The organism is Neptunomonas sp. ABH4_499, from assembly GCF_056160565.1.
On the sequence record NZ_JBSWXK010000013.1, the window covers coordinates 110280 to 121398 of the forward strand.

8 protein-coding genes and 1 tRNA gene are annotated in these 11119 nt (G+C 44.2%); 2 read left to right on the forward strand and 7 right to left on the reverse strand.

Annotated elements, in window-relative coordinates:
• Positions 1-3 precede the first annotated feature (3 nt).
• Positions 4-696, forward strand: a complete 693-nt coding sequence (locus tag ACXAF9_RS14145; RefSeq protein ID WP_475075335.1) for a cytochrome c biogenesis CcdA family protein — start codon at positions 4-6, stop codon at positions 694-696.
• A 171-nt stretch (positions 697-867) separates the two neighbouring features.
• Positions 868-2040, forward strand: coding sequence for a hypothetical protein (locus ACXAF9_RS14150; RefSeq protein ID WP_475075336.1), 1173 nt, complete (start codon positions 868-870; stop codon positions 2038-2040).
• Positions 2041-2096: 56 nt separating this feature from the next.
• Here the strand turns inward: ACXAF9_RS14150 and ACXAF9_RS14155 are convergent, their stop codons facing one another.
• From ACXAF9_RS14155 to ACXAF9_RS14185, 7 genes are all read right to left on the reverse strand, one after another.
• Positions 2097-2372: a hypothetical protein gene (locus ACXAF9_RS14155; protein WP_475075337.1), complete on the reverse strand. Its 276-nt coding sequence runs from the start codon at positions 2370-2372 to the stop codon at positions 2097-2099.
• Between the two features lie 273 nt (positions 2373-2645).
• Positions 2646-3215: a hypothetical protein gene (locus ACXAF9_RS14160; protein ID WP_475075338.1), complete on the reverse strand. Its 570-nt coding sequence runs from the start codon at positions 3213-3215 to the stop codon at positions 2646-2648.
• Between the two features lie 19 nt (positions 3216-3234).
• Positions 3235-4662: a hypothetical protein gene (locus ACXAF9_RS14165; RefSeq protein ID WP_475075339.1), complete on the reverse strand. Its 1428-nt coding sequence runs from the start codon at positions 4660-4662 to the stop codon at positions 3235-3237.
• Positions 4663-5030: 368 nt separating this feature from the next.
• Positions 5031-6830 carry a restriction endonuclease subunit S gene (locus ACXAF9_RS14170; RefSeq protein ID WP_475075340.1) on the reverse strand — a complete coding sequence of 600 codons (1800 nt, stop codon included), beginning with the start codon at positions 6828-6830 and terminating at the stop codon, positions 5031-5033.
• Positions 6830-8347: an N-6 DNA methylase gene (locus ACXAF9_RS14175; RefSeq protein ID WP_475075341.1), complete on the reverse strand. Its 1518-nt coding sequence runs from the start codon at positions 8345-8347 to the stop codon at positions 6830-6832. The genes ACXAF9_RS14170 and ACXAF9_RS14175 overlap by 1 nt, the downstream gene beginning before the upstream one ends.
• 91 nt (positions 8348-8438) lie before the next feature.
• Positions 8439-10892 carry an EcoAI/FtnUII family type I restriction enzme subunit R gene (gene hsdR, locus ACXAF9_RS14180; protein ID WP_475075342.1) on the reverse strand — a complete coding sequence of 818 codons (2454 nt, stop codon included), beginning with the start codon at positions 10890-10892 and terminating at the stop codon, positions 8439-8441.
• A 141-nt stretch (positions 10893-11033) separates the two neighbouring features.
• Positions 11034-11109: transfer RNA gene (locus ACXAF9_RS14185), tRNA-Val, on the reverse strand.
• Positions 11110-11119 lie beyond the last annotated feature (10 nt).

The window sequence follows — 11119 nt, forward strand, 5'->3', positions numbered from 1 at the left end:
ACCATGGAAATCACCGCAATCCCGCTGGCTTTCTTGGCGGGTATTCTAAGCTTGGTGTCGCCGTGCGTATTACCAATGATTCCAGCGGTCGCGGCGTCGGCTATGCAATCCACTAAATGGGGCTTAGTCACTCTGGCACTGGGCATTAGCTTTGCGTTTGCGCTGGCGGGTACCGTGCTGACGTTTGTGTTGCTGAACCTTGGAATCTCAACGGAGTGGCTGCGTTACTTTTCAGTGATTTTATTGCTGTTAATGGGCCTGACGCTCTTGATTCCTAAGCTGTCGGATGGGTTAGCGTTTGCGTTATCTCGACTGACAAGTCGCGCCGCTAACGTCCAGATTGAAGGCAGCTCTGCACCCATGCAATTTGTGATTGGCGCATCGCTTGGGCTGGTATGGTTACCCTGTGTCGGCCCAACCCTTGGGACCGCAATTGCTTTGGCCTCCACCGGACAAAGCATGCCAATGGCCTTTGTTGTCATGCTGGCGTTTGGTGTGGGCACAGCCATCCCGCTGGTTGCCCTTGGGCATTTCTCAGGTAAGAAGCTCTCTAAATTCAGAACCACCGGCAAAATCGGAAAATACATTTTAGGCGCCGCCTTGGTGTTTTTAGCTGTGATGATTTTGACGGGTGTTGACCGAATTTTAGAAACCTGGGCGCTCGAGATTTTACCGGATTGGGTCACCTCGATTTAACGCACGATTCAATTCCCTGTGTCTATTTGCCCCAACGCTGTTGGGGCTTTTTTGCACCCCGCAGTTCCCCCTTTTTAGATTCAAATCCTATGAATCAAACCTAATTTGTTACGATATAACATTTTATTTATAATGCGCCCTCTTTGAGCTCATTCATAAAAAGGTACATACATGACTACCAGCAACACGCTTGCCGCGGCCATCGCGGCTGCTTCGGTTTTAACCTCTGTTCACACCTATGCCGACAGCAGCAATGAAGCAAGCAGCCTTCGCGAGGCGATTCAACAAGGTACTGTCAGCGGCGCGTTTCAGGGTTACTATTTTGCGCGCGATAAAGCGTCGGGTAAGGACAACGAGATCGCTACGCTGGGCTTTGATCTTAGCTACCAAACCGCTACATTGAACGGCTTTGGCTTTAAGAGTACGTTCCAGTACACGACCTCACCTTGGGCCAATAAAGAAGCGAAAAGCGCACGCCGTAGCAATATGTATGGCTCCGGCGCGCAGCTTTCTGAAGCGTATTTATCCTATGGTGTTAACAACACTCAAGCACAATTAGGCCGTATGTATTTTTGGTCACCATTGCTCGGTGGTAGTGGCTCTCGCGTGACAAAAGAGGCCTTCCAAGGTGTAACCTTGATGAATACTGACCTCTCGAACACCACACTCACCTTTGCCTATATGGATAAATTCCAGTCCCGTACCGATGGCGACGGGGATATTGGCAAATTTACCGAGACGTTCAAAACCGCTGGCGCACCTTGGGCGTTCGAGTTGGACGATGGCGCTTACACACTGGCCATCAAAAACACATCGTTCGAGAATTTAACCCTAACCGCCGCTTACGTTGATGCGTTGGATGCGTTCGAGACGGCTTATTTTGAGTCCGCTTACACATTGGGTCAGTTTGGTTTGGCTGCCCAGTATTACACGAGCCAACAAGACAGCGAGCCACGCAGCGATCTGTTTGGTATTAAAGGTGATGCCACTTTTGGCCCACTGAGCCTTACACTGGCGTACACCACCACAGATGACGATGCCGATGTCATTCCGGGCGTGGGTAACGGTGCTGACTTGGCCTACACATGGTCCGAGGTCTTTGCTTACCAATATCAAGCCGGCCAAGACTCCACTAAACTGGCCGCTAAATATAAGATCGGCTCCAACGCTTACGTCGGCGCAAGCTACCTGCTAGAAGATGGCAAAGGTTATGACCGAGCTTACACAGCCTTAACGGGCGGTTACCAGTTTAGCGATGCTTTTAGCGTAACAGCCGCCTTTGAAATGGGCAGCAAAGATGCAGAAGATGATGAGCTAAGGGTGCGAGCTAATTATAAGTTTTGAATAATTAAGGACTCGTGCTCTTTGAGCATGAGTCCATCAAACATAAAACAATGAGATCAAACTTTATTTATAGTCAATCCATCACAATTTGACGTATAGGATGTAACAACCTCTTTGTAAGACACGATTGAATCATCAACATCATCTAAAATAATATTCCACTTTCTTCCGAATTCATAAGCGACAAACAAATACAATTGTTTACATAATAATGTGTGATCTAGCCTGAGTTCAATTACAGCCTTCATATCTTTACCCAGATACTTCTTCCACTCTTCAAGTGTTTCATCATCATAAAAATCTAAAGCAAATTCTTCATCTTGCTTAGCCAACCACAAGTCAGCTCCTTGATCACTGATAACAAAACTAGATGACTCTTGAGGAGAGAGATATCCACCTACCGATAGAATAAAATCATTCAGATAATCAAAACTTATATCATCTGAACTTATTATTAGTTTATTAGTGCCGAATCACTCATAAACCTCACTGCCTAAACCAGACAAAAACCCTATAACACTTAGATCAAATTCATATGTGACTCATAAAGTAATGGCGGAGCATATTAACCCTAATAAATTAATTTTCTTCATTAAATTAGCATGCTATATTTTTAACTTAACACAACCATTAAGCTGACTTACCTCAGAACTCTCGAGCACATCAAGTATTCTTTCTTCATTACCATTATTAATAACAATAATATCAGGTTCTTCTTCAACCTCATCGAATTCATCCAATATCAGATGATCCCAATCATTTTCATCAACATCACCTCTATAACTCGCAACTAAGCCAATACGATCATTTTCCTTAGCACCTGAGAACCTATTAACCAACTCGTCTATAATATTTTCTTTATTTTCATACTGTAAGGCACTGATATCATAATATTCCAAAATCACACCTGCTCTTGGGGATGATACAGAGACGTTTATACTACACCCCTCAAACCACAACAAAAATGAACAATAGCCCTGCTCTCTAAACTTATTCTCAATAGAACCTAAATCCGAATTTTCAAAAGATTTAGATGCAACATCAAAATATTGCACTTGATTCAACTCTTCAAGATTAGATGCAACTAGAACGTCTATCTTTTTAAGCTCGGATATCAGCCTATTTAAATCGATTTCTAAACCAGACTGATAAACAAGACAAAAACCATTACTCATAATACTTCCTATTTTAAAATTACAACTGAGACTTTAAATTAGACAAAAGCTTATTAGTATATTCTGCAGGAAAAACATATACATTTTCTTTCCCAAGCGACTTCTGACATGCTTCAATTAAGGTTTTGAATTTCTCTGAATCACCTGCTTCAAAAAAAGCTTGAGCTTTAACCCCACGCCGATTTGCTTCTGCTTTCAAAATTTCCAGCTTGTTTAGAGTATCGGCCAAACGCTCTGGTTTAGCTCCTTTAGATGGACCTCCAACGGAAATTATATTTCCTTCTGCACTTATAACATCAATACCAGTTGTAGGCGAGTTAACATCAGAAGGATCTAGTCGAATAATTTCATCTTGAAAGTTAGCATCTTTTGGCAATCTACCTTTTGTTGCAGCAGCAACTATAAACTCACGTACATCCCCTTTTGAAAGCTTTTGGCCTGAGGCTATTAACTTCTGAACTTCCGCAAGGCCTATCCGTTCAGCATCTGAAAGTATATCTACCCCGAGATTGACCCTACTAGCAATTTTACCCGCCTTGTTAAGTTTGTGTAATGCATTTACTGGTATCACTGTCTCACCAGCAATCACAAAAACATCTGCGACCTGCTGATACGTTGGCTTCTCTGCAAAGTCCTTTGCAAGCTGTTTTATAATTTCGGGGTTATTATATAAATGAACCACCCCATCCTTAAGCTGTTGGCGCTTTTCTGGGCTGATAACAAGATTTGCCGTGCCAGCTACACCACTGACGATGCCTGTACCTAACCTTGCGGGTGTTTTTAGTGCCGCAGCCGTTGCTCGCATCAGTTCCGATGTTTCAGGGTCTTCACCAATTTGGTCAATGGTTTTTACGGTATCATCGCTCCACTGACTTACAGAGCTAAGACCTTCACTGGCTTTATGAAACAACCAGCCTACAGAGACAAGGCTTTTTTCAGCCCAAGGTGTATCTTCCCAAATAGCTTGATCCCATGGCCGGTCGCTAACGGTTTTGCTGACCTGTGCTGGAGTAACCGTTTTCGGTTTTTCTACTACCTTAGCCGCCTCTAGTGGCATTGGGTACTGGTCTTCTAGTAACGCTTTTACCTCTGCAAAATAATCTTGCTCTTGTCGTACATTTTCCTTTCTAGGCTGGCCCAGCAAGTGACGAACCTTGAACTCTAAAACCGATGGCAGAAAATTACGCACGGTTCCTTTTGAGTCGACTGCATAATGCTGAGCCAAACTCTCAAGAACAACGACCCTGCCTTCTTCAAGGTCATTAGCACTCACAAAAGGGAACTCTATTGAATGCGTTCTGTACTGTTCATGTAAATGAGAAGAGGCGAAATCACGATGGTCGGATACACCATAGCGTTGACGCAGTGTTTTTATTGCTTGCTTTGGGTGCATGATGTAGGGCACATCACGCGCAATGAGCTGTGAAGTACGTTTGATTTTTAGCATCACTCTATCCTTGAGTTATCCGCTGAAATACTAAGTATGATCCTGCTTCATGACAAGTGTTTTCTGATACTAAAATAACCCTTAAATATTTTTTACTCTTCTTTGCGAAGATGTCGCTAAAAATCAACATCACAACCACTCCAATAACTCGCCTCAACCTATAAACTCTTTTTCTATTTAGAAACGTCGACATTAGATAAATAAAAACTTCTTAATTTTCATAAATTATTTAGGATCAAAAATTCAACTACAAGCCAGCTTTTTAAAATATCGATAGGGTTTGCTGTCACGTTCTATCCTTAACCGTCCTTGTTATAACAGAAGCGCCTTTTACTTCCGTTTTATTTAGATATCCAGAGTTATTAGTACTACACCGCTTGCGCCACTAGAACATCGGCTAGGTTTAGCTGAGTGTTTTTACTGTCGGTGAGCTTGGCTTTTAGCTGGTCGCAGAGGGCCATTAGTTGATCGACTTTGGCAATGACACGATTTTGCTCAGACGCTGGTGGTATATGTATTGGTGCCTGCTTTAATTTATCTTGCGAGATATTCATCTGGCTCTCAGCCATACCTGATTTAGAATTTTCTAGGTACTCAGCTGTTGCACCGACATTTATACACAACGAGACAAACCTTTCCGATATATCAGAGCCTGCTAAATGAAACCGAATAATTTTATCCGAGATCATTAATTTTGGACGGGTATCCATCACTAAACATGAGATTCCAACACGATTTTTAGGGCCTGCACGAGTAATTAAGATATCACCTTTCTTTACTTCGTACTGTGGCTTAGGGTCTTTTGATTCAGGAAGAACTTTGTTTTCGTGTTCTCGATATTCCATTAGCTGGACAGCAGTTGTCTTTAGCACTCCCCAAACATTGTCACTGGGGGATCTTTCTGCTGGACATGCGGGACTCCAACCTGCATCCATTTCGGTAATCAAACTTTGCAACCTACACCACTCCCACCCCTTGGGCAGTCGAAAAGGTTTTTCATCGTCGCTAATCGGCGGTAGTGGTTTCTGTTTTTTGATTTTCTTTTGTTTAACCAGTTCTTCTTTTTCGGCGGCGATGCGTTTGAGTAACTCGGATGCCGGTTCGTCGTTGGGGTCTTGGGGGACAAGTTTGCCCATGACGGCGAGTTGTAGAATGGTTTGCTTGAGCTGATCGATGCTTTGTTCGGTGGTAAACAGCAGATCAAAGTGGGCGCTGAGGCGTTGCCAGTTTTCCTCTAGCTCTTCGGCATCAAAGCTTTGTAGCAGGGTATCCAGTAGGGTTTGCACCAAGGTTTGGTGAGCATCGAGACTGGATTCGGTTTGCTGCTCCAACTGATCGCAAAGTGCCATTAACTCATCGACTTTAGCTACGATGCGGTGTTGCTCATCTAAAGGGGGCAAGCACAGTGGTATTGAAATAATTTGTGCTGTACTAAGGTTTGGAATTGCACTTCCCGCAGAGATTGCCAAATTTTCCTCAACCCTCGCTTTCAAGGGTAAGAACAAAAATCGTCTTTCAACAAGGTGAGTAACAAACTTTCCAACTCGCTGATTTAAATAAAAAACCTTATCTGTTTGATTGAAACCCAGCTTGCCAGTCGTAGCCCCCGACATAGCAATAACTAAATCTTCATGTTTTATTTGAAGGCTTTCATCTAAGCCTTCAACCACTGAAGGTGGTACAAAAGACATCCCTAACTCCGAAATTTGGGAGTTTGACGTGATATCACCTATTTTCACTATTCCAATACCAGAGTCTGTAAAGTCCTTACTTTTAAATGCGAATCCATTAACAAACTCTGAAACTTCTCCAACTCTTGTCCATGACCAACCCTCAGGTTGCTCAAAACCCATTTCGTCTTCGCTAATCTCTGGCAGTTTTTTCGGCTTTTTGATTTTGCCTTGTTTGACCAGCTCAGCTTTCTCAGCGGCAATACGCTCTAGCAATACCGAAGCAGGCTCGTCGTTGGGATCTTGGGCGACCAGCTTACCCCGCACTGCCAATTCTAGAATCAGCTCGCGCAGTTTTTTAATGCCGTAAAGTTCGCGTTTACTACTGCTGCCACGACCAGCACTGGATTTGTCTTTAACCGCGCCGGTCCAGAGATCAATATGCTGGGTAATTAGGCTTTGTACATTTTCATTTTGTAGAGAGTGAAGCTCAGCCATTAGCCACGCTCCTCTTCCGAATCGTCTTGCTGGCTGTTTGCCGTGCTCATTAGGGCATCGCCTAAGATATTTTTCAGCTGTAGGCGCAGTTCGCTGATTTCCGTTTGCTGCTGCTGGTAAGTTGCCAGTAGCTCTTCTGGATCGTGTACTTCCACTTCCTCTTGGTACGGGTTTTTAATATCCAAGTTGAAGTTACGGGCGATGATGTCCTCAATGGAGACTTTCCACGCTTGATTGGTTTCGACGCGGCTTGCGAAGCCATCTTCTTCATTGCCCCACCAGTCAATTTCCGTTTGAAACTCTTCAAACCTCATCGGTTTAGACTTGTTGTAGTTCTTCACACCGTCTGGGTACGGGTGTTCGTAGAACCAAACGTCTTTGGTTGGCTGGCCTTTGGTAAAGAATAGAATGTTAGTCTTGATACCCGTGTATGGGTTAAACACGCCATTGGGTAAACGCACGATGGTGTGCAAGTTACACTCTTCGGTCAGTAGCTTTTTGATCTTGGTTTTCACACCTTCACCAAACAGCGTGCCATCGGGCAGTACTACGCCCGCTCGACCTCCCTCTTTACCCGCTGAAGGCTCCCTTAACACTTCAATAATCAGCTGTAGGAATAAGTCGGCGGTTTCACGGGTTTGCATTTCTGCGGGGAAGTTCTTTTCGATACCGTCTTCTTCTGTACCACCAAACGGTGGGTTGGTGGCGATCACATCAAACTCGCTGTCCCAACTTGAAAGCGGCTTATTAAGCGTATTGCCATGGCGAATTTGTACCGGCACTTCGATGCCGTGCAACATCATATTGGTGATGCACAGCAAATGCGGCAGCTGTTTCTTCTCTACGCCGTGGATTTGCTTTTGCAGCGTTTGGTGGTCTTCGGTGGTTTTCACGTAGTTGTTTTTAACATGGTCGAAGCTGCACGCTAAGAAACCACCTGTACCAGCAGCTGGGTCCATAATGTTCTCGCCCAACTTAGGGTTTAGACGGTTGACGATGAATTGAGTAACAGCGCGTGGCGTATAGAACTCACCCGCATTACCTGCGCTTTGAAGATCACGAAGGATTTGCTCGTAGATATCACCAAACAGGTGACGCTCTTGCGAGTCGGTGAAATCAATCTCGTTGAGTTTATTAATGACCTGCCGCAGCAAGGTGCCGTTTTTCATGTAGTTATAGGCATCGCTAAACGCTTCTTTCACCACAAAACCACGCGGGTTTAAATCACGAGGCGCGTTCAGCGCTTTCATATCAGGAAATAGATCATCGTTAACGAAGTCTAAAAGCTCTTCACCAGTAATGCCTTCAGGATCAGCCGCCCAATTACGCCATAAGTAGTGCTTTGGAATTGGGGCTTTGTAGTCGTCCAGTTCAAATTCTAGCTCCTCTTCTTGAGCATCAAAGACTTTCAAAAAGAGCAGCCAAGACATTTGGCCTAGGCGCTGCGCATCGCCGTCTACACCGGCGTCTTTACGCATAATGTCTTGAATGGATTTGATAACGGTACTGATCGACATAAGGTTCTCTATTAACTGAATTCTGAAGTGACATAATCGTCAGATCATCCCAGCCAAAGCCATCTGACTTTTTAACTGGGATGCTTTCGTATTAGGCTGGTTTAGGCTGATATAACTCGTGTTCTAAATCGTGAACGGCGGCTAGATAAGACTCTTTATTACCAAAGCCTTTTTTGATGATCTCTAACGGGCGGCCTAACTCATCGAAGGGTGTCACTTTTAGCACATTGATGTTTTCAATCTCGTTTACACCCGCGTCGGCGTATTTATCCAGTAAGCGACAGAGCACTTCTTGGGCTACCCCATCGTACTTGGTGAAGTAGTTACGCTTTTTCACGTTGTTCGCACGCTCTTTGCGGGTCAAAGGCGGCTGATCATATACGATATGGCAAATCATATCGAACGGATCAAGCTCTTTACCAACCTCCTGCTCTAGGATTTCCCAAATGACACCTTGCTCTTCTAGCTCATCGATAATGGCCTGCTTTTTATCCGCGTCTTGCCATTTTTTGACGAACTCACCGAGGCTAGCGAACTGCTTCGCTACGGTTTTACGGGTGTAGTCTTTGAAGGATTCTGTCACTAATTTTCCATCAAAGTCGTAATATTGAATACGCTCAGCGAGGGTTTTAACTTTCACACCTTTCACATGGAATTTGCGGACTTTCTCTTCGTCATTACAGTCATCATCGTTGAGATGATAATCACTGCCGCCAGATGTTTTAGAACCTTCATTCTGATAATCGCCTTCTGGCTCTTGAACTGAACCTATATCAATGTTCTCGTTTTCGTTAAGATCGTGGTCAGCACCGTCATCAAGAATATCGTCGAGCACTTCATCATCTTCAAAGTCTTCAGGTGTTGTGACTTTCACTTGCTCGGGTTCACCGTCAAAGCGCGGATCAGCGAACAGCTCCGTTGCCTTTTTAAAATCTAAAATGGTGAACCACAACTTTCCATAACGATCATCAATACGTGTACCACGACCTATGATCTGCTTAAACTTCGTCATCGACTGAATGCCTTGATCCAGCACAACCAGCTTACAGGTCTTGGCATCGACACCAGTGGTCATTAACTCAGAAGTGGTTGCGATAACAGGGTACGCTTTTTTAGGGTTAATAAAGTTATCGAGCTGGGCTTTACCTACGTCATCATCCCCCGTAATACGCATCACGTACTTTTCATTTTTGGCGATTTGATCTGCATTCAAATTAACCAACGCCTGACGCATTCTCTCAGCATGATCAATATCGTTACAGAACACGATGGTTTTCGACATCGGATCTGTGCGTCTGAGGTAGTTCGTTACGGTTTGGGCAACAAGCTGTGTTCGATCATCAATCACAATGGTTCGATCAAAGTCTTTCTGATTGTAAATACGGTCCTCGATGACATGCCCATTTTTATCGACCTGATCCTTGTTAGGACGCCAGCCTTGAACATCGATATCAATATCCACACGGATGACTTTGTAAGGCGCAAGGAAACCGTCTTCGATACCTTGTTTCAATGAGTAGGTATAGATCGGATCACCGAAGTATTCGATGTTGGACACGTCTTCTGTTTCTTTTGGTGTGGCCGTCAAACCCACTTGTGTCGCACTACTGAAGTAATCCAATATCTCGCGCCATGCACTTTCCTCTGAAGCGCTACCACGGTGACACTCGTCGATAACGATCAGATCAAAGAAGTCTGGATCCACTTGTTTATAGGCTTTTTGTACTTCTTCAGGGCCTGTTAGTGCTTGATAAAGTGCAAGATGTATTTCATAAGAGGGATCGACCTTCCGACTTTTCACTTTTGTCATCGCTGAACCAAAAGGTTGGAAGTCGTTTATAAATGTTTGATCAACTAAAACATTACGATCAGCTAAAAATAAGATTCGTTTTTTGGCACGCGCTTTCCACAAACGCCAAATAATTTGAAAGGCCGTATAGGTTTTACCTGTCCCGGTAGCCATCACCAACAGAATGCGATCTTGCCCCTTGGCTACCGCTTCAATTGTTTTGTTAATCGCTTGTAGCTGATAATAACGAGGCGATTTGCCTGTCCCATCATCGTGATAGTCTTGGGTTAAAATCGGTAACTGTTCCGTTTTATAACCTTTCCAGGATGCATACTTCTGCCATAGCTGCGCAGGGGTGGGGAAATCATCGAGCGAAACTTCCGACTCAATACGCACCGGATTCGTTTTATCATGGAATAAGAAACCATCGCCATTAGTCGAAAATACAAAAGGCACTTCAAGCAACGCAGCATATCCCAAAGCTTGCTGCATACCTTTACCCAGCTCGAACTTATTGGCTTTCGCCTCGACGACGGCCAGCGGCATACCTGTTTTATGATACAGAACGATATCGGCCGCTTTAACTTTTTGGCGAGCTGCAACTTGACCCCGCACAACCACTTTCCCGTCTTTCAGTTTCACCTCTTGACGAATCTGGGTCATATCATCCCAACCTGCATCTTTAATGGCAGGCAAAACGAGTTTGGTAATGATATCGGTTTCGGTAAGGCTGGCCTTATTAATCCCTTTGGTCATGAGGGTGATCCATCATAAAAACTATTAACAAAATAATAGCTTACTTCTGAGCCTATGCCGACACCGTAATGAGTAGACAGAAAGAATAAATCTGAGATGAAGATTATGAAAAAAACAAGGGGAAAATAAGGAAGGAGTTAGTGGTGGGCGTGGAGAGGTTCGAACTCCCGACATTCGCCTTGTAAGGGCGACGCTCTCCCAACTGAGCTACACGCCCACTAACAGGA